The organism is Vreelandella nigrificans, assembly GCF_002374315.1.
Classification (GTDB): domain Bacteria; phylum Pseudomonadota; class Gammaproteobacteria; order Pseudomonadales; family Halomonadaceae; genus Vreelandella; species Vreelandella nigrificans.
This window is the reverse complement of record NZ_NWUX01000012.1, coordinates 77307-95240: the sequence shown is the minus strand read 5'-3', so window position 1 is coordinate 95240 and position 17934 is coordinate 77307. Positions and strand designations below refer to the sequence as shown.

The following is a 17934-nucleotide window of genomic DNA, read 5'->3' as shown; positions in this document are numbered from 1 at the left end:
GCGACTGTACGCGGGGTAGGAAACCGGCACTCTAGGAAACCGGCCAAGCCGAAGCTTGCCCACGCACAGCCGCCATAACATGCAGCGGGCACAAAAAAAGCGCCTGCTGAAATGGGGGCGCTAGTGCGCCTAGAGGTAAACGGGTTCCTACGCCCGGCCACTGATTTTGCAGTGACCGCTTTACAATACCTTTCCCCAAGCGTGGGCGCAAGCGCTGGCGCTTGCCTCATGGTGTGGGGCGTTTTATGCTGTGTGAAGTACATGAAAGCTTCCTCTCCCCAGTGTTCCAGCACTGGGGTTTTTATTGGGTGCCCTTCCACCTCAGGCACGCTGGCCCAATGCGTTATTCCCCTCGGGGTGGTAGGCCTTTTCCCAAGGCGGTGCCTCCTCGCTGGGCATTGGTTGGGGCAGTGGCACCACGGCGCTAGGCGCTTGTGGGGTTTCGCCACCTAGCCACACCCGTACTTCATCGCGTTCCGCGCACAGGGCTTCCCACTCCCCCTCATAAGCGGGCGGTGTATGGGGGCATTGCCCATCTTGTAAGAAGCGTATTTCCGGTAGGTCTGGGGTGAGGTAGTAGGTCACAAAAGCGCCCCAATCCCCTTCAACCATGCGGCCAAGGTGAGGGCAGAAAAGCCCAAAGCGGCCCATTCCCATATCTTTCAAACGCAGCATGAAGCGACCACGCCCGCGTAAGTAGCCAAGGCGGCGGGCATAGGCCCGTGACATTTCCCGTTCAAAGCTGTGGCGCTGGTGGTCAGGTATCACCACGGGAAGCACTAGGCCGTCTGGGTTGCTAAATTGCGCCAGCCCAAGCGCCGGGTAAAGGCTAACCGCATGAATGGCGGTATGACGGCATGGGCGGTAGCGGCCTTGCTGCTCAGCACTAACCACTTGGCAGCCTAAGCCATAAGGATCGTGAAGCTTCCCCGCCAGTAGGACTGATAGTGATCCCGTGGAGAAAGGCGGCTGATAGCCAAGAGTACGTTTCATACGGTGGCCTCATGGATGGCAATAGGGGCTGTGCCCGTGGGCGGCTCGCCTGCTAGCCAGTGGCGCAGGGCGGCGGCTTGCTGGCGCGACGCTTCCCAATCCTCTTGGGTTTGCAGTTCGCGGCGGGTAGCAAGCTGATAGCGCAGGGCGCTAGGGTCGGGGCCTAGGTAGTAGGTCACGAACCCTTCCAGTTGGCCGCGTTTGTCCAGGTCATCAATCAGGCGTCGCGGAAAGGCAAAGCGGCCATGGCCGTGTAGCTCACCAAAGGCCAGGTGGTTGGCCTGCCCTAGCATGTTGTGAAAGTCTGGCAGCGCTGCCAGGTCAACCGTCAGTGGTAGCGCCAGCCCTTCAGCGTTGCAGAATTGGGCGAGCGTTAGCTCAGCGTGCCAACTAATCGTTCTAATGGTGCGGTGTGGGCAGTACAGCGTGTGAACTATGGGATGCTGGCACGCTAGGGCGTAGGGGTCGATAAAGCCTTTCATGCATCCACCTCCCCGCTTTGTCCGGTGTGTTCCTGCATGCGAGAGGCTAGCCATTCATCCAGGTCACGTAGGCGGTAACGAACACGACTACCCACCTTGATGTAACGCACACCGTGACGGCCCGTGCTACGCCAGGTTTCCAGCGTGCGAGGTGACACGCCAAGGTAAGGGGCAGCCTCATTGGTCGTTAACAGTAGGTTGGGGTTGTGTGACTCGGGAAGCCGGGCACTAGCGGCGGGGAGTAGGTCGCTAGCGGCAGGCGTTGAAGGGCGTGAATGTTGGTTTGTATGGTTCATGGCAGTTTGTCCTGTTTGGCTGTTGCACGTTGCAGCGCGTTTGCACACACAGGATTACTGCTTAGGCTGAACACTTGGAGGGGTTTGCTAAGCTAACCCTTTTTTTGGAATAGCCGGACAGGTTGCCACCAGAAAGGCGGGCAGGGCTGGCGCTGGTGGAATATCACAAACGCCTATCGTCGACCGTTAGACAGGTGGCAAGTGGCTTTCTAGGGTAGAGGGCTTGAATAGCAGGGAATGCTTTCAGCGGGCGCAAAATTGCGTTGGCTGAATTTGAAGAAGGCTTGTTTAGCGGGGGAAGCTGGCGCTTTGGCTGTTGGCTATGACTGCGGCCACTGGTTCCAGTGCTTGGGTAGTTTGGGCCAAGCGGGGAAACCTTCGGCTTTATGCCAGTCAGTGAGCCAATCAAAAACGGCACCTTCTTTTGGCATGCTTGACTCTGGAAATACTGTAGCTAATGAATACCAGATAATTTCAGCCGCCTTGGCTTTCTGGAGACGTTTCCCATTAGCGTCATAGCAACCGCTTGGTACCAGAGAAGCAAAGCGATCCCTGATAGGGCCATACTCTTTCCAACGATTATTGCCGCCAGACCGGGCCACTCTGATACGCTCTTCACGCCGTGCCTTTGCTGCCGCTGCGGTTGATCGATCAACAACGGGTATGCCGTAACCCACTAAGTAGGCGAGTCGATAACAAAGCCGCCATGTCTCTGCATCATTGAGCGCACTGAACATGGACCGGGCGGCAAGGGTCATGGCGTCATGTAGGTGTTCTTCAACGTCGGTGATCCGGGGCGTTTGCTTAGTGGCCTGAAAAGACTCTAGCCGCATAGAGAGCATCTCAAGTAACGTGCTGCCAGGCTGTTGCCCCAAGAGTTCCATTTGCTCTGAGAAAGGCAAGTCAGCGTGAAGCCTGAAAGCATCATTACGCTCAACCAGCATTTCTCGCAGGCTCTCCACTTCCGTCATGGCCGCTGGCGTAGGCTTGTGCTGTGTTGTGGTTGGGGAGTCTTGATTAGCCATCATGAGCCACCGGGCGGCCACTGCTGGGCACCGTGCAGCACACGCAGTATGTCCACGCTCTGGGTGTTAAGCCGATAGACAACCAGGTAAGGGGTGCTGGTTACGACAAGTTCACGGGTGCTGCTCACACGCCCGGCCCGCCCTTGTTCAGGGTGGCGCTCTAACCCCTGCACACATAGCTCTATACGGTCAGCCATGCGCAGGGCAGCGCCGGGGCTATCTTGTGCGATGTAATCCGTGATGCCTTCCAGGTCGCGCAAGGCTAGCGCCAGCCATCTAACGCGCATGCTTTTCCCTTATGCGCTGGCGCACATGCTGAAAGGCTTCTGCGTTGTCTGTCCATTGGGCGTCAGGGTGGTTGGCTTCCGCTAACGCCTCCTCTACTTGGCCCCTGAACCAAGCGTCATGCTCAGCCGCTTCATGTGTCTTGATTAACCGGGTAGCGGCATCCGGGCGCTTGCGGGTAGGGGTGGGCTCATAGTGTTCAGCGTCAACGCTAAAGCGTTCAATGCCTACCCGTTTCAAATAGCTCGCTAGGGTCTCAAACCTACCAAAGAGTCGGGGAACCCCACGCTTTGATACCAAGCGGCCACGTGTGCCGTTCAGGTCTACTTCGATTAACCACCCACCTACTTGGCCAATCACACGGGTGTCCTGCATCGCTTGCTCATCCGCTAGGCGGGTTAGTGTCCTATGGTCTATGTCGATTGTGGTACCCATGTTGCTACCTCACTTAATAGCTAACCGATATACAAGTAGTAAGTGTAGGGGATTCCCCCGGCCCACGCTATGCCGCCAGAAACAGCGGGGCAAGGCAATGCCGCTTGCTGGGCAACGGTGTCCTTCCTTGGGGTGCGTGCTGGCGCTGGCAGTGCCTTGGGTATGGGCCTAATGGTGAGCCTGCACCCGCATGAGCGGTGCTGTGTGTCGGGCTAAGGAAGGGCTTGTTGATCGGCTGAGAGCGGGACACAAGTTGTGTCTGAACACTTTGTGTCAGCGTGTTTTTTATTTTGTGTCTTGCGTGTTTTTATTATTAATTTCAGTTGGTTATGATGATTCGGGACACAAAGACACAACGGACACTGCAAAAAACAAGGAACCCGGAAAACGCCTATAAATTACGATGACTTTTTCTTGAAGGGCACCACATCACCAGGTGCCGTGACACCCCCAGCGGCCAACAAATTATCAACTGCCCGGGTCACGCTATCGCGTACCGGGTCGATATCTAACCGGGCATAAATGGCCGTGGCTTGAACGCTCTTATGGTTAAGTGACTTTCCGATGATGGCGAGTGAGGCACCATGCTTTGCTTGCCAACTTCCAAGTGTGCGGCGTAGATCGTGAATGCGAAGGTCAGACAGGGAGAATTGCTCGGGTGTCATATCGTGCTTACCAAGGGCAACGGCACACCCTTGGATAACATCGGTAGGCTGGAAGAGCGCTTTTTCTGTCATGTCTTGAATACGCTGTTCACTCCAGCTATCCACCTCCGCTAGAGCCTTGACGATCCCCAGCGCTTGCGCTCTGGTCAATATCCGTTCCCACCCTTTGCGGGGTTCAGTGAAGTGGCCTGTTTTACCTGTGCCGGGGAATACCCATGCACCCGTGGTGTGTGCCCTGCGTTCATTCAGAACCGTGACTAACTGCGTGGGCAGTGTGACCAGTTGCGGCTCCCCGTTCTTGGTGTCCGGTATGCGCCATACGCCTTCCGTTAGCTCAAGCTCTTCCCATCGCATGGCAAGGACATTGGAGCGCCGGGCACCCGTCAGTAGGCAAGCCAAGAAGAAATCACGCACCGTGTCCGATGGCTCTGCTGCCAATGCCTGAAAGAAGCGGGGTAGCTCCGAAGGCTGCAAGAAGCGGTCACGTTTCTTCTCACGGTTTTTCTTGATCCCAGCGGCAGGGTTGCTGCTATCCCATAGGCCAACATCTTCAGCCCACCCGAAAAGGCTTGAGCACAGTGCAAGCACCCGGTTGGCTTGAATAGGAGCCGTGCGGCTAATGGTGGCATGAAGCGCCACAAAGTCACGGCGGTTGAGTGCGGATAGTTTCCGGCCACCAAAGGTAGGGCTCACGTATTTATGAAACACGCGCTCATCTTCACGCCAAGAGCGTTTCACCAATTGTGAGTGGCGGCGTAAGTAGTCGCTAAACAGTTCGTTCAGTGTTGGCTCCCCTTTTAGCTGGCGCCGAACTTCAGCGGGGTTCTCACCATCAGCGATCGCGCCGCTAATGTGTAACGCCTGCTTTCTGGCCTGCTCGATTGTCATGTTGGGGTAGCGGCCTAAAGTGATGCGCTCGGGTCTGGCGCTAGCCTTTACCCAACGTTGGCAGCTAAACGTTTTGGTGCCCTTCGAGGTCACGCGAAGTTCCAGGCCAGACACTTTCGTGTCCGTATAGTTGGCCCGTTTGCCATCGGCAGGAACTGGGAGGCTATCAAGCGCCTTTTTGGTGAAGTTGAGACGGGGCATGGTGTGGCCTCCAAGGAAGGGCGTTGCGGTCAGTGTTTCCGCTTGGGTATATGCCGGGTCTAGGAAATGCAGCAAATTGGGTGGAATGTCAGAGAAAGCCAACGTAGCCGCATAACAAGAAAAGCCCGTGTTTATAGTTCCTTAGCGCATCATAGCAAACTCTAGCAAACGTGAGCAAAGTATGGACACTCTGACTTGTAATCAGTAGGTCCCGGGTTCGACTCCTGGTGTCGGCACCACTAAAAGTGGTTAAAAGCACAGCGTTAGAGAATTAGATGAAGCCGTCCGAAAGGGCGGCTTTTTCGTATGTGTCTACAAAGTACCAATCGTACGAATGGTTCGAAAGTAGGTACACGTGGGTGGTAGATTTGGCGTTTTTTTGCGGTCATCAACCTAAGCGCATATATTTCAATGCCTCTGGTGCAGATGCAAACAGGACTGTCACAGTTACCCTTCGGTTACGTAGTTGGCAGTGATCTTGTTGGAGGGCTATCACAGAGCCCCCCGTGCCAGGATGAAGTATTGTTGCCTAGATACGCTTTCTTAAATATTGGCCAAATTTAGTTTGGCAACTCTACCAGTTCGACTCGGCGATTGAGGCTGCGGCCCTCTTCGCTTTGATTGCTAGCCAGAGGTGCCATCATGCCTGCGCCTGACGCCCTTAATCGATCGGCTGGTATATCGTGTTGTTGTTCAAGATAGGCTTTGACTGCCTGGGCTCGGTCGGCAGACAAACGCAGGTTGTATTCAAAACTGCCGTCACTATCGGTATGGCCAACAACCAATAGGCTTAGCCCTGTATTCGTTTGCAGTAATTGTGCAACCTCTGTTAGTGCTTCGCTGGACTCGGGCAGTATCTCTGCACTGTCAAAGGCAAAGTGTATCTGCTGCAGGGCTACGCGTCCCTGGCTGCCCAGATCTGTCGCCAGCCTCTCTGCCGTCAGTGGCTCATGCGCCATCTCGCTGTCCATCTCGGTGGCGGTCACGACATCAAGTAACACGACCGGTGTATCGCGACGATCGGGCATAAAAATCACTACTGAGGCCAGTACATTCCCATCCGCTGAACGCACCGCAAGATAGGCAACATCGGATACGCTCCTTTGGCTGGGCAGTCTCATCTGAGGTTTAAACCCCATCCTTTCAACAGCGCTGTACCGCCCCATAAAGTTGATACCGCTGCGGTTATCCAGCTCATTATCTGCACTGCGCCCACTGAACAGTACCTCAAAGCCAGCCCTTTCCAGCGCTTGCTGATAGCTACGCATGATCCTGAGCGTCGTGGTCGGTTCATCAAACAGGTAGACAATACGCAGATGCTCACCTTCTAACGTTTCAGAACTCTCATAACCTTGGCGATAAACAAAAGGGCCGGTAGGAATCATCACACGATCAAAATCGCTTCTTGAAAACCAGCCGATATAGGACCCTGCTACGCGCTCGATCAAAGGGTGATCGCCAGATCCCTCCACATCCTCATTGGCCAAAGCGAGATAAGGCAGTGTCATTAAGAGCAGTAGTGCGGCTATTTTTTTCATGAGAGATATTCATTTAAATTTGGGAATGAAAGTATAAACACTGCTTGTTGAATGAACCAGATGAGAGCTTGGGTACCTTATATGTTTGCATGCCATACCCGCGCACGACCCTGGGGGGCTTCTTCGCAAAAGTCTCAGGAGGAAATTTTCCTTGCCCACATAAGAGTGCGCGTCGCTAATTAATAAAGATGCACGGCTTCCAGTTCAGCGAGTGGGTTGCCATTGGTATCTTCAAGGAGCAGGGTGCTGCCCTTGATTCGCCATTTAGCTACCTGCTTAAAGGTGCTAAGCATCGCCTGCTCAGTTCTCATTTGTGTGGTGGCGCAGGCCATTTTTGTCGTGGCCACTTGCCCAAAGGTTAGATGCTTGCCTTCTGCTTGGTATCGGCCGGTAAACGAATTGCATCCGGTTGATCCTGCTAGGCGTGCATTATCCGTATGTAGCACCATGTGTGCTTCACGAAAATTCTCTGCTGTGGTAACGGGACTGCCATCGAGGGTTACTAGCTTCCAATACGTATTGATGAGGGGCTCATCTGGGAGAGCGGGTGTGTGCTCTACCGAGTAGGAGTGGCAGCCTGCGACTAATATCGACAAGCTTATCAACCCAGTTTTCAGCCATTTGGAGGCCATAGTGTTATTCCCTATTTTTGTTAACTAGAGTAGTAGAAACTTTTTGTGATAACACACGTTATGATGTCATTGGTTCTTACTTGCAGGGCTGTACAGGTTGTCTACCTTTTCTACTGCATGGTGATTTCGCCTGTACAAGGGTTACGTTTCCATGCCTTTGACCTGAAACCTAATCATACAAGGAGTGGATTAGATGACAGTCAGCAATATACCTTTTAAGCCCGTGACTGCTTACAAACAGTACAGTGAAATGGCCGATGTGCCATCAGCTCAAAGTGAGCGCGTAGAGGATATTTACCCTACGCGCTTATCCAGCGCTCCTGCGTCTCTTACCCAACCACGTCGCGATAAGGTGGTAAAGGGGCGTCATTTAGCTGGTCCATTGACCCAGGCTCAATTAGATGAGTTTGAGCGACAGGGCTTTTTATTTATCCCTGAGCTTATTAGTGGTGCCGAGCTGAAGTCATTGCGCCAGGAAATGAAGGCGTTAATGAACAACGATGAGTATCGTGACAAGGACTTCAGCATTACCGAGCCAGAGAGCCACGAAATTCGCTCGCTGTTTGCAGTACATTTGCTTTCTGAGCGTCTGGGTAAGCTTGCTCGCGATGAACGCGTAGCAGGGGCTGCCCGTCAAATTATTGGCGATGACCCCTATGTGCACCAGTCGCGGATAAATTACAAGCCAGGGTTTGCCGGTAAAGGCTTTAACTGGCACTCGGACTTTGAAACGTGGCACGCAGAAGATGGCATGCCGAATATGCACGCGGTAAGCGCATCGCTAATTCTCACTGATAACCATGAATTTAACGGCCCGCTGATGTTGATCCCCGGTTCGCACATGCAGTTTGTGCCTTGCCTGGGGGAAACGCCGGAGGATAACCATAAAAGCTCATTGAAAGCGCAGGAGATAGGTGTGCCAAGCCGTGAGGCATTAACGAAGCTAGTCGCTAAGCAGGGCATTGAAGCGCCGAAGGGTAGGGCTGGTGGCCTGTTGCTATTTGATTGCAACACGCTGCATGCGTCAAACGCTAACCTGTCACCGGACCCGCGAAGTAATGTGTTTTTCGTGTTTAATCGTCCCGATAATCACTGCGTTCAACCGTTTGCTGCGCCTAAGCAACGGCCAGAATTTCTAGCCCACGGGCCGGAAAGCTGTTAGCTGAGCGGCTGTATAGGAGGAAAAAGCCTGCGTTAGGTTGTGGAACATACGTATAGGTGGGGTAGACTAATGCGCCTGTCGTTGCGAATGCGGCACGCATAATGAGAAGGAGATTATCCACCATGCGTTTTGTTCCACAATTTACCGACGGTCAGGAGTTCCCCCACGCGTTGGGCAAGGTTGTATGCGTCGGCCGCAACTATGCCGATCATGCCAAAGAGTTGGATAACCCTGTTCCTAGTGAGCCACTGCTATTTATTAAACCAGCGACGAGTGTTGTCGATTTAACCAAGCCGTTGGACCCGCCTTTTTCCAGAGGCGATATCCATTACGAAGTTGAGTTGGCTCTTTTGGTTGGTGAAACGCTTACGCATGCGACGCAAGATGAAGCAGAGCGGGCAATCACCGGTATTGGCCTAGCAATGGATCTCACACTGCGCGATGTGCAAACGCAGTTAAAAGAGAAGGGACACCCTTGGGAAATCGCTAAAGCATTTGATGGCGCTTGTCCTCTCTCGCCGTTTCTGCCGCTAAGCCGTGTACCTAACTGGAATGCACTGAGTTTTACGCTTGAGCTTGACGGTGAAGAGCGTCAGCACGGTGAAGGTGCCGACATGATTTTTGCTATCCCGACACTGGTAGCTGAAATGAGCCGCCACTTCACCTTGGAGCCAGGTGACATTATTCTCACCGGCACACCTGCTGGTGTTGGCGTGCTGCCGCGTGGCGCCAAGCTGCGTTTAACGCTGACTGGTGGATTGGAAATCGAGACTAGCGTCGTTGAGTAATGGTTTGTCGAATAATAGATAGCTAAGTGATTAAAAGTCGACTAGATGGTTGAGCAGATAGCAGGCCACAAGCACTGGGCTATCATTAAGCTCAATAAAAACGCCACCCGTTAACCACGGGTGGCGTTTTTAGTATAGGGCATCCCAACTATAAAAATTTGAGCGCTAACTATCCATATAAACCAAGGCGATTCCAGCCAAAGTTGTTCAAACCAGCGCTCTTCAAGCCGGGTTATTCAAGATAGGGTTATTCAAGATAGGTGTAGCCTTCAAGGCCTTCGCTTAAGCTTGCTGCAAAGCGAGCCTGTTCATCTGCAGAAAAGCCGCTTGCTGCAAGTTGTGCGGAGAGCTTGCGTTTAAGCACCTTGGCGTCAAAGTTGACGTACGCCAGTACGTCGGCAACCGAGTCGCCAGCCTGTTGGTTAGAGATAACCCAGTTCCCATCGGCATCCAGTGCGGCATCAACCGAGTCGGTATCGCCGAACAGGTTATGTAGATCGCCGAGAATCTCCTGGTAGGCGCCTACCAGGAAAAAGCCTATCCAGCGCTCATTCTCGCTTTTCCACTCTGGCAGCGGCAGCGTGCTTTCCACGCCTTGGCCATCTACGTAGCTATCGATGCGGCCATCGGAATCGCAGGTAATGTCCTGGATAACTGCACGTCGAGTAGGCGCTTGGTCTAGTCCACTTAGTGGCAGTACCGGGAAAATTTGCTCAATCCCCCAAACGTCAGGTACTGACTGGAAGAGCGAGAAGTTAACAAACAATTTGTCGGCAAGCTTCTCTGCTAACTCATCCATGATTTCACGATGGGCTCGGTTGCGGGTATCAAGCTGGCTGCGTAGCCTGGCGCAGGCTGCCATATATAGCCGCTCGCCTACAGCACGTGCGTTGATATCGCTTAGCCCTAATACAAAGCGATCCTGCAGCTCGCTAACGGCCTGCAGCAAGTCGTGCCATGCTTCCACCAGTACCCGTGGCTCTTGGGTCTCGGCCAACTGCTCAAATACACGCCACAGCACTTCTACTTGAGGGTCGCCCTGGGGCATGCGCTCGGGGGGCGTATCATCGATACGCTCTTCGCCGATGACGTTGGTTACCAGCACTGCATGGTGTGCTGTTAGGGCTCGGCCAGATTCACTGATCAAGTGCGGCTGGGGTAGGTTAGCTTCTTGGCAGAGCTGGGCAAAAGCGCTCACTACATTACGGGCATATTCACGCATGGAGTAATTGGCTGAGCAGTAGCTGCGTGAGCGGGTGCCCTCGTAATCAATCCCCAAGCCACCGCCAACATCGACAGTATCAATGGGGGCGCCGAGGGTAATCAGGTTTTGGTAAAAACGAGCACACTCACGCAGGCCACGCTGAATATCGCGGATATTGGCAATTTGCGAACCCAGGTGGAAGTGCACCAACTGCAGGCTTGCTAGTGCATCCTGGGTACGTAGCGTTTCCACTACCTCAAGAATTTGGCTTGCAGTCAGCCCAAATTTAGATTTTTCGCCACCAGTGTTTTGCCATTTGCCTTTACCTACTGAGGCAAGCCGCGCTCGCAGACCAATGCGCGGGGTAACCTCCAGTTCGCGGGCTTCTTCTAGAATTAGCTGCAGCTCGGAGAGCTTTTCGACCACTAAATAGACCTTATGGCCGAGCTTTTCCCCTAGCAGGGCAAGACGCACATACTCGCGGTCTTTATAGCCGTTGCACACAATGAGCGACGAGCCGCCGTCTGATAGGGCGAGTACTGCCAGAAGCTCCGGCTTACTGCCCGCTTCCAGCCCTACGCGGCCATTGCCACGCTCGGCAGTAGCTAGGATCTCCTCAACCACACGGCGCTGTTGGTTGACCTTAATGGGATATACCGCGGTGTAGCCACCCTGGTATTCCGCATCCTGCATGGCGTTATCAAAAGCACCACAAAGCTGCTCCACGCGGTCGTGGAGAATATCACTAAAACGTACCAGCACTGGCAAGCGTAGCCCTGCCTGCTGGAGCTGGCGCACTAGGCCACTAATGGGTAACGCAGGCCCTTCGGCATCGTTGCCAAGTGGGCGAACTAGTGCTTGACCGAGATCGTCTACATCAAAGTAGCCGCTGCCCCATTGATCAATATTCCATGTGCGGCGTGCGCGAAGCGCAGGGCTGCCAAATACCGTTTCGCTCATTAAGAAGCCTCTGGAAGCGGTAGCGCACCAAATAAGATGCGTGCTTTTAAAATGGTTCGGAAACGCTCAGGGTCATGAGGTGTTAAGTCGTGAGCTGGAGGGTCCACGTAGACCACTAGCAAGCGCGACAGCCAGTAGCGCAGTGCTGTCATGCGTAGCATCGTTGGCCATAGAGCTCGCTCAGCAGCGGTTAGCGGCCTGCGGGCTTGGTAAGCGCTGAGGATAGCGTCATGGCGCTGCGCATTTAACGAACCATCTTCATTGGAAGCCCAGTCGTTAATCACAATGGCTAGGTCAAACAACAAATCCCCAGTGCAACCGTTGTAAAAGTCGATAATGCCGCCCAATTGGTTACCGTCATACAGCGTGTTGTCACGGAACAAATCGCCGTGCAGCGCGCCCTGGGGCAACTCACCATACTGGTTGAAGGCACTTTCAAAGTCATCAACCTCATCCTTCATCAGCGCCTGGTCTTCCGGGCTTAGGTAGGTAAGTACTTTATGGTGGACTGCTCGCAGCCAATTCAGATCGCGTGGATTGGGGCGGTGGCCTTGAAAGCGCTGGGAGACCACATGCAGACGGCCAAGCGTGTCACCCAATACTCGGCACTGGGTCGCATTAGGTGCCTCAGGGTGGCGTCCTGGCAGGCGCGGGAACAGCAGGGCGGGTTTACCTGCCAAACTGTGCAGCGCGATGCCTTCTCGGTCATGTATGGTGCCGGGCACCGGGAGGCGGTGCTCATCCAGATAATCTAATAAATCGACAAAAAACGGTAGCTCAGCATGTTCGCCCTGCTCAAACAGGGTTAGTACCAGCTCGCGGCGGTCGGTAGTAACAAAAAATGTCGAATTTTCCGTGCCGCCCGCCACACCCTGAAGTGAAACGAAGCTACCTACATCAAACTTTTCCAAAAACGCGGCGACCTGTGCGTCGCTAAGCGGGGTGAATACAGCCATGAGAGTCTCGCCCAGGTTGCTAAGCCCATTATTGTAGCGGCTTGCTGCGTCAGTTGGCAGCGTTGTTACGCTTTGAAAGTCGTTATTGATTACGGTAGTTTCTGCAGTGACCGCTTTGAACGCGTATCATAACCAGTAGACGTTTATCTGTTTTGCTAACAATGGAATTTGGTTATGGCCCGTGCCCCAATCGTGCTTGTCGATGGCTCTTCCTACCTGTATCGCGCATTTCATGCGCTGCCGCCGCTAACCACCTCTAATGGCCAGCCGACTGGGGCTGTGAAAGGGGTATTGAATATGCTCAAGCGGCTAATAAAAGATTATCCCGAAAGCCCCATGGCAGTGGTCTTTGATGCACCGGGTAAAACTTTTCGCGATGAGATGTACCGCGAGTACAAAGCGCACCGCCCCCCGATGCCCGATGACCTACGCAGCCAAATTAAGCCGCTGCACGCTTGTGTAAAGGCGCTGGGCCTACCACTGCTGTGTGTTGAAGGCGTAGAAGCTGACGATGTCATTGGCACCTTGGCCCACCACGCCACTCAGGCTGGGCGTGACGCGGTTATTTCGACGGGCGACAAAGATATGGCGCAGCTGGTGAATAGCCATATTACGCTTGTGAATACGATGAAAGAGGAAACGTTGGATGTGGCGGGTGTGGAAGAAAAATTTGGCTTGCCGCCTGAGTTGATTATCGACTTCCTTGCTTTGATGGGTGACAAGGTCGATAACATCCCCGGCGTGCCCGGCGTGGGCGAAAAGACTGCCATCGGCCTGCTACAAGGTATGGGAGGCGGGTTGGAAACCATTTATGGCGACCTGGAAAGGGTGAAAACGCTCAGCTTTCGAGGTGCCAAAACCCTGCCCAAAAAGCTTGAGGAGCATCGCGATCAGGCGTTCCTTTCCTACCAGCTAGCCACCATAAAAACAGACTGTGAGCTACCCGTAGGGTTAGATGACCTGGATATTGCCCACCCCGACAGGGAAGCGCTGGTCGAGCTCTATAAAGAGATGGAGTTCCGCCAGTGGCTAGGTGAGCTGCTGGAGGGAAAGGACCAGGGCGTAGATGATGTTAAAGGCGGCGACCCTGCGCCTGCTAGCGCCGATGAAGTGGATAGCGAGCTGAAGGGAGCGAGCAACCCTTCCCAAGAAAATACCCGTGAAGATCACATCATCCTGGAGCAGGCAGACTTCGAGCGTTGGCTAGAGCGGTTGCAAAGCGCCGAGCGTTTCTGTTTTGATCTGGAAACCACCAGCCTTAACTATATGGATGCCGAAATTGTCGGCATTGGTTTGGCGCTGGAAGTGGGCGAGGCGGCCTATATTCCACTGGCCCATGACTATCTGGATGCACCCGCGCAGCTTGACCGTAAGGCGGTACTGGCGGCACTTAAACCGCTACTGGAAGACCCGGCAAAAACCAAAGTTGGTCAGAATCTGAAGTACGATATTTCCGTGCTGGCTAACTACGATATCGCCGTTGTAGGGCCATTGGCTGACACTATGCTAGCCTCCTATGTGCTCAACTCCACTGCCACGCGCCACGATATGGATTCGTTGGCGCTGAAGTACCTTGGCGAAAAAACCATCTCGTTTGAAGAGATCGCTGGCAAAGGTGCCAAGCAACTGACGTTTAATCAGATTGCCCTGGAGCAGGCAGCCCCTTATGCCTGTGAAGATGTGGATATTACGCTGCGGCTTCAAGAAACTCTGCGGCCTCAGGTGGAGCGGGAAGGGCGTTTGGCCGACGTGCTGGATAACCTTGAGCTACCTTTAGTCAACGTGTTGTCGCGTATTGAGCGCAATGGTGTGGCGCTGGATGCCGAGCGTCTCCACGTACAAAGCCAGCAACTTGAAAGCCGTATTCGTGAGCTTGAAAGCGAAGCATTCGAGCTGGCAGGCCGCGAGTTTAATTTAGGTTCGCCCAAGCAGCTGGGCCAAATCCTCTTTGATGAACAGAAGATCCCAGTCATCAAGAAAACGCCGAAGGGCGCCCCCTCCACGGCAGAAGCCGTGCTGGAAGAGCTGGCGCTGGATTACCCGTTGCCCAAAGTTATTATGCAGCACCGAGGGCTTGCCAAGCTGAAGTCCACTTACACTGATAAGCTGCCGCGCTTGCTCAATAAAGCCACTGGTCGAGTGCACACCAGTTACCACCAAGCGGTCACCGCCACCGGACGACTGTCTTCCTCAGACCCTAACCTTCAGAACATCCCCATTCGTACGGAAGAGGGGCGCAAAATACGCCAAGCGTTTATTGCCCGGCCAGGTTACCGCATTGTCGCTGCGGATTACTCACAAATAGAGCTACGTATTATGGCGCACCTGTCGGAAGATAAGGGATTGTTAGAGGCGTTTGCCGAGGGGCGTGATATTCACACTGCGACGGCCGCGGAAGTGTTTGGTACTTCGCTGGACAAGGTCTCTGGCGATCAGCGACGCAGTGCCAAGGCAATTAATTTTGGCCTGATTTATGGTATGAGCGCCTGGGGGCTATCGCGGCAACTGCATATTGATCGCAACCAGGCGCAAACCTATATCGACCGTTACTTTGACCGCTATCCTGGGGTTGCCCGCTATATGGACCGTATTCGTACCCAAGCAGCGGAAGATGGCTTTGTGGAAACCGTGCTCGGCCGCCGTCTCTACTTACCAGAGATTCACTCGCAAAACCGCAACCGTCGCCAAGGTGCTGAGCGCACCGCGATTAACGCACCCATGCAGGGTACCGCTGCCGATATCATCAAGCAGGCAATGATTGATGTGGATGCTTGGCTAGCAGACGGTAAGTTTGACGCGTTAATGGTCATGCAGGTACACGACGAGTTGGTGTTTGAAGTGGCTGAAACTCAAGTAGAAGCCTTTATTGAGCAAGTACAAACACGCATGCAGGCTGCCGCAACGCTAAAAGTACCCTTGACTGTCGAAGCCCAGAGCGGCGCAAACTGGGATGAAGCCCACTAAGCGCTGCCATGCATCGCCTACTTAATAAAAAACCCCGTTGCCAAGGCAACGGGGTTTTGCGTAACAGCATCAATACTAGACTAACGGATGGAGCAGTGCTTAACGCCAGTCGACGCGGTCAAAAATGCGAATTGCTTCTGGGTTATTTTCACCCAGGATGTTCATATTGATGTCGTCTCTAGTGAAATCGCCCCATGACTCTAGCACCGGGTTTTTCTTAATACCTTCGACTACGGGGAATTCGTAGTTGCGCTCGGCGAGAACCTCTTGAGCTTCGTCGGAGGCTAGGAATTCCAAGAACCGGATACCATTTTCAGGGTTCTGGGCATTCGCTACTAGGCCTGCTCCGCCAACGTTAACGTGGGTGCCACGGTCTTCCTGGTTGGGGAAGATAACACCTACTTTACGTGCTGCTTCACGGTCGGATTCGTTATCCGAGTGTAGCAGGCGAACGTAGTAGTAGTGGTTGGCAACGCCTAAACCACACTCACCGCTGGCGACGCCAAGAATTTGGTCAGTATCACCACCTTCCGGTGAGCGAGCCAAGTTATTAACCACACCTTGGGCCCACTCTTGGGCACCTTCTTCGCCATGGTGCTCAATCATTGCAGCGAGTAGCGATTGGTTGTAAATATTGTTCGAAGAGCGAATACATACCTGACCTTCAAACTGCGGGTCGGCGAGATCTTCGTAACTGGTGATCTGGCTAGGATCGAAATTATCACGGTTATAAAAAATTACCCGTGCGCGTTGGCTAAAGCCAAACCACTTGCCTTCCGGGTGACGCATAGACTCAGGGAGACGCTCATTTAGCTCTTCAGAATCCACGGCTTGGAATAGACCATCTTGCTCGGCACGCCACAGGCGACCAGCATCTACTGCCAGCATGATGTCTGCGGGACTGGCGATACCCTCACGCCGCATGCGCTGCATTAACTGATCAGAATCCCCTTCAAGTACGTTTACTTTAATTCCAGTTTCTTCAGTAAACGCTTGGTAAAGAATCTCATCAGAGTCGTAGTGGCGCGCAGAGTAAATGTTAACTTCGTTGGCCTGAGCGCTGCTAGCAAATGCAGCACCAGCCATGATGGCTGCGACGGATACTGTGAGGCGAGTTTTGTTCATTAAAGTCCCCTAAATGTGCATGATAATAAGTTGCATTATCGTGGTGGGTATTCAATCGTTTCTTTGTTCTGACGTCAAGCCAAATGGTAACTGAAATCATTCCACATAATGGATGAAGCGTGCATCTCGCTGCAATAGAAATTAGAATGTAAATAACTTTCAACCGTGTTCGTAACTGTATTGCGTTAGCAGCGAGATGGCCGAACGAACCGATGGTCGAATACAACAATGGTGAAAAAATGACGGCAACTGTTTCACTTACCGATGTTGCAGCCCCGGCTCTGTCTCTGAGAGATATTCATCACACGTTTGCGGCTAACCAAGTCGTGAAAGGGATCGATTTAAATATCGCTCCAGGGGAAGTTGTTTGCCTATTAGGGCCGTCTGGCTGCGGTAAAACCACCTTGTTGCGTATTGCCGCGGGGCTGGAAGTGCTTCAGGAAGGGGCGGTTAGCCTGGATGGTAAGCCAATTGCAGCGCCCGGTAAGCGTCATGTGCCGCCGGAGAAGCGCAATGTTGGTCTGGCTTTTCAAGACTCTGCGCTGTTTCCACATCTAAGCGTGTTGGAAAACGTCACCTTTGGTCTCAAGCACCTGCCGAACCGCGAGCGTCGTGAGCGGGCAATAGAGTTACTCACCCAGCTGGGCATGGCGAATTATATTGAAACTTATCCGCACATGCTGTCGGGTGGGCAGCAGCAGCGTGTGGCGTTGGCGCGTGCTTTAGCACCTACACCAAAGTTAATGCTATTGGACGAACCTTTTTCTAGTCTAGATGCACGACTGCGTGACCGTATTCGGGACGATACGTTGCACGTTCTTAAGAAGCTTGGCTCTGCCACTTTGCTGGTAACCCACGACCCTGAAGAAGCCATGTTTATGGCTGACCGTATTGCGTTGATGCGTGATGGCAAAATTATTCAAACCGGCACCCCGCGAGAGCTATATTGCGCACCGATTGACCCCTTTGTGGTCACGTTTTTTGGTGAAGTAAATGAGCTGCGCGGTACGGTTCATCAAGGGAAGGTGCAGACTCCGGTAGGCGCAGTAGATGCCAGTTGGCTGCCTGAGGGGAGTGAGGCACAAGTCATGATTCGCCCTGAAGCACTGCGTATCAAAGAGAGGGACCTGCCTTTTGAAGCTCATAACCATAGCCATGTGGTAATGGCGAAGCTATTGGGGCGCACCAGCTTGATTCACCTATGTGCTCATAGTGACGATGGCCAGGAAGCGCACCTGCACGCGCGCGTGCCAGGTGTCTTTCTTCCCGAGGAAGGCCAACCGATTGATATCGACTTGGACCACTCCCAGGTGTTTATCTTTCCTCGCTAGCCTT

The 17934-nt window shown here is 53.4% G+C and carries 17 protein-coding genes; 5 read left to right on the top strand and 12 right to left on the bottom strand.

Going from position 1 to position 17934, the window contains the following annotated elements; translation table 11 throughout:
- Positions 1-321: 321 nt before the first annotated feature.
- The 6 genes from CPA45_RS13820 to CPA45_RS13795 all read right to left on the bottom strand — a co-directional run bounded on the left by CPA45_RS13820 (position 322) and on the right by CPA45_RS13795 (position 3516).
- The gene (locus tag CPA45_RS13820; protein WP_096652394.1) at positions 322-993 is read right to left on the bottom strand and encodes a hypothetical protein; all 672 of its coding nucleotides are present in this window, start codon (positions 991-993) and stop codon (positions 322-324) included.
- Positions 990-1475: a hypothetical protein gene (locus CPA45_RS13815; RefSeq protein ID WP_096652392.1), complete on the bottom strand. Its 486-nt coding sequence runs from the start codon at positions 1473-1475 to the stop codon at positions 990-992. The genes CPA45_RS13820 and CPA45_RS13815 overlap by 4 nt, the downstream gene beginning before the upstream one ends.
- A complete protein-coding gene (locus tag CPA45_RS13810) occupies positions 1472-1771 on the bottom strand; it encodes a helix-turn-helix domain-containing protein (protein ID WP_096652390.1) in 300 nt (99 codons plus the stop codon). The genes CPA45_RS13815 and CPA45_RS13810 overlap by 4 nt, the downstream gene beginning before the upstream one ends.
- Positions 1772-2091: 320 nt before the next feature.
- Positions 2092-2799 carry a hypothetical protein gene (locus CPA45_RS13805; RefSeq protein WP_165771563.1) on the bottom strand — a complete coding sequence of 236 codons (708 nt, stop codon included), beginning with the start codon at positions 2797-2799 and terminating at the stop codon, positions 2092-2094.
- Positions 2796-3083 (bottom strand): type II toxin-antitoxin system RelE/ParE family toxin, encoded by a 288-nt coding sequence (locus tag CPA45_RS13800; RefSeq protein ID WP_096652386.1) that lies wholly within the window; start codon positions 3081-3083, stop codon positions 2796-2798. Before CPA45_RS13800 ends, CPA45_RS13805 begins: the two co-directional genes overlap by 4 nt.
- Positions 3073-3516: a hypothetical protein gene (locus CPA45_RS13795; RefSeq protein ID WP_096652384.1), complete on the bottom strand. Its 444-nt coding sequence runs from the start codon at positions 3514-3516 to the stop codon at positions 3073-3075. The genes CPA45_RS13800 and CPA45_RS13795 overlap by 11 nt, the downstream gene beginning before the upstream one ends.
- A 69-nt stretch (positions 3517-3585) precedes the next feature.
- Between CPA45_RS13795 and CPA45_RS22980 the strand changes: the two genes are divergently transcribed.
- Positions 3586-3732, top strand: coding sequence for a hypothetical protein (locus tag CPA45_RS22980; RefSeq protein ID WP_208858512.1), 147 nt, complete (start codon positions 3586-3588; stop codon positions 3730-3732).
- A 182-nt stretch (positions 3733-3914) separates the two neighbouring features.
- Here the strand turns inward: CPA45_RS22980 and CPA45_RS13790 are convergent, their stop codons facing one another.
- From CPA45_RS13790 to CPA45_RS13780, 3 genes are all read right to left on the bottom strand, one after another.
- Positions 3915-5270, bottom strand: coding sequence for a tyrosine-type recombinase/integrase (locus tag CPA45_RS13790; RefSeq protein ID WP_096652383.1), 1356 nt, complete (start codon positions 5268-5270; stop codon positions 3915-3917).
- A 560-nt stretch (positions 5271-5830) separates the two neighbouring features.
- Positions 5831-6808 (bottom strand): OmpA family protein, encoded by a 978-nt coding sequence (locus CPA45_RS13785; RefSeq protein ID WP_096652381.1) that lies wholly within the window; start codon positions 6806-6808, stop codon positions 5831-5833.
- Positions 6809-6987: 179 nt separating this feature from the next.
- Positions 6988-7440 (bottom strand): META domain-containing protein, encoded by a 453-nt coding sequence (locus CPA45_RS13780; RefSeq protein WP_096652379.1) that lies wholly within the window; start codon positions 7438-7440, stop codon positions 6988-6990.
- A gap of 193 nt (positions 7441-7633) precedes the next feature.
- Between CPA45_RS13780 and thpD the strand changes: the two genes are divergently transcribed.
- Both thpD and CPA45_RS13770 read left to right on the top strand, forming a co-directional pair.
- Positions 7634-8602, top strand: a complete 969-nt coding sequence (gene thpD, locus CPA45_RS13775; protein WP_096652377.1) for an ectoine hydroxylase — start codon at positions 7634-7636, stop codon at positions 8600-8602.
- A 122-nt stretch (positions 8603-8724) separates the two neighbouring features.
- Positions 8725-9390 (top strand): fumarylacetoacetate hydrolase family protein, encoded by a 666-nt coding sequence (locus CPA45_RS13770; protein WP_078090106.1) that lies wholly within the window; start codon positions 8725-8727, stop codon positions 9388-9390.
- Between the two features lie 247 nt (positions 9391-9637).
- Here CPA45_RS13770 and speA read toward each other — a convergent pair whose 3' ends face one another.
- On the bottom strand, positions 9638-11554 hold the full coding sequence (speA, locus tag CPA45_RS13765) for a biosynthetic arginine decarboxylase (protein WP_096652375.1): 1917 nt from the start codon (positions 11552-11554) through the stop codon (positions 9638-9640).
- The gene (locus CPA45_RS13760; RefSeq protein ID WP_096652373.1) at positions 11554-12510 is read right to left on the bottom strand and encodes a homoserine kinase; all 957 of its coding nucleotides are present in this window, start codon (positions 12508-12510) and stop codon (positions 11554-11556) included. The genes speA and CPA45_RS13760 overlap by 1 nt, the downstream gene beginning before the upstream one ends.
- A gap of 174 nt (positions 12511-12684) precedes the next feature.
- On the opposite strand from CPA45_RS13760, the gene polA reads away from it, so the two are divergent.
- A complete protein-coding gene (gene polA / locus CPA45_RS13755; protein ID WP_096652371.1) occupies positions 12685-15474 on the top strand; it encodes a DNA polymerase I in 2790 nt (929 codons plus the stop codon).
- Positions 15475-15573: 99 nt separating this feature from the next.
- On the opposite strand, the gene CPA45_RS13750 is transcribed toward polA, so the two are convergent.
- Positions 15574-16599, bottom strand: coding sequence for a Fe(3+) ABC transporter substrate-binding protein (locus CPA45_RS13750; RefSeq protein WP_096652369.1), 1026 nt, complete (start codon positions 16597-16599; stop codon positions 15574-15576).
- Positions 16600-16838: 239 nt separating this feature from the next.
- Between CPA45_RS13750 and CPA45_RS13745 the strand changes: the two genes are divergently transcribed.
- The gene (locus CPA45_RS13745; RefSeq protein WP_096652367.1) at positions 16839-17930 is read left to right on the top strand and encodes an ABC transporter ATP-binding protein; all 1092 of its coding nucleotides are present in this window, start codon (positions 16839-16841) and stop codon (positions 17928-17930) included.
- Positions 17931-17934: the final 4 nt, after the last annotated feature.

Excerpts from the sequence above, each read along its gene's own strand:
- CPA45_RS13820 (WP_096652394.1), bottom strand. The coding sequence starts at position 993 with ATGAAACGTACTCTTGGCTATCAGCCGCCTTTCTCCACGGGATCACTA.
- CPA45_RS13815 (WP_096652392.1), bottom strand. The coding sequence starts at position 1,475 with ATGAAAGGCTTTATCGACCCCTACGCCCTAGCGTGCCAGCATCCCATA.
- CPA45_RS13810 (WP_096652390.1), bottom strand. The coding sequence starts at position 1,771 with ATGAACCATACAAACCAACATTCACGCCCTTCAACGCCTGCCGCTAGC.
- CPA45_RS13805 (WP_165771563.1), bottom strand. The coding sequence starts at position 2,799 with ATGATGGCTAATCAAGACTCCCCAACCACAACACAGCACAAGCCTACG.
- CPA45_RS13800 (WP_096652386.1), bottom strand. The coding sequence starts at position 3,083 with ATGCGCGTTAGATGGCTGGCGCTAGCCTTGCGCGACCTGGAAGGCATC.
- CPA45_RS13795 (WP_096652384.1), bottom strand. The coding sequence starts at position 3,516 with ATGGGTACCACAATCGACATAGACCATAGGACACTAACCCGCCTAGCG.
- CPA45_RS22980 (WP_208858512.1), top strand. The coding sequence starts at position 3,586 with ATGCCGCCAGAAACAGCGGGGCAAGGCAATGCCGCTTGCTGGGCAACG.
- CPA45_RS13790 (WP_096652383.1), bottom strand. The coding sequence starts at position 5,270 with ATGCCCCGTCTCAACTTCACCAAAAAGGCGCTTGATAGCCTCCCAGTT.
- CPA45_RS13785 (WP_096652381.1), bottom strand. The coding sequence starts at position 6,808 with ATGAAAAAAATAGCCGCACTACTGCTCTTAATGACACTGCCTTATCTC.
- CPA45_RS13780 (WP_096652379.1), bottom strand. The coding sequence starts at position 7,440 with ATGGCCTCCAAATGGCTGAAAACTGGGTTGATAAGCTTGTCGATATTA.
- thpD (WP_096652377.1), top strand. The coding sequence starts at position 7,634 with ATGACAGTCAGCAATATACCTTTTAAGCCCGTGACTGCTTACAAACAG.
- CPA45_RS13770 (WP_078090106.1), top strand. The coding sequence starts at position 8,725 with ATGCGTTTTGTTCCACAATTTACCGACGGTCAGGAGTTCCCCCACGCG.
- speA (WP_096652375.1), bottom strand. The coding sequence starts at position 11,554 with ATGAGCGAAACGGTATTTGGCAGCCCTGCGCTTCGCGCACGCCGCACA.
- CPA45_RS13760 (WP_096652373.1), bottom strand. The coding sequence starts at position 12,510 with ATGGCTGTATTCACCCCGCTTAGCGACGCACAGGTCGCCGCGTTTTTG.
- polA (WP_096652371.1), top strand. The coding sequence starts at position 12,685 with ATGGCCCGTGCCCCAATCGTGCTTGTCGATGGCTCTTCCTACCTGTAT.
- CPA45_RS13750 (WP_096652369.1), bottom strand. The coding sequence starts at position 16,599 with ATGAACAAAACTCGCCTCACAGTATCCGTCGCAGCCATCATGGCTGGT.
- CPA45_RS13745 (WP_096652367.1), top strand. The coding sequence starts at position 16,839 with ATGACGGCAACTGTTTCACTTACCGATGTTGCAGCCCCGGCTCTGTCT.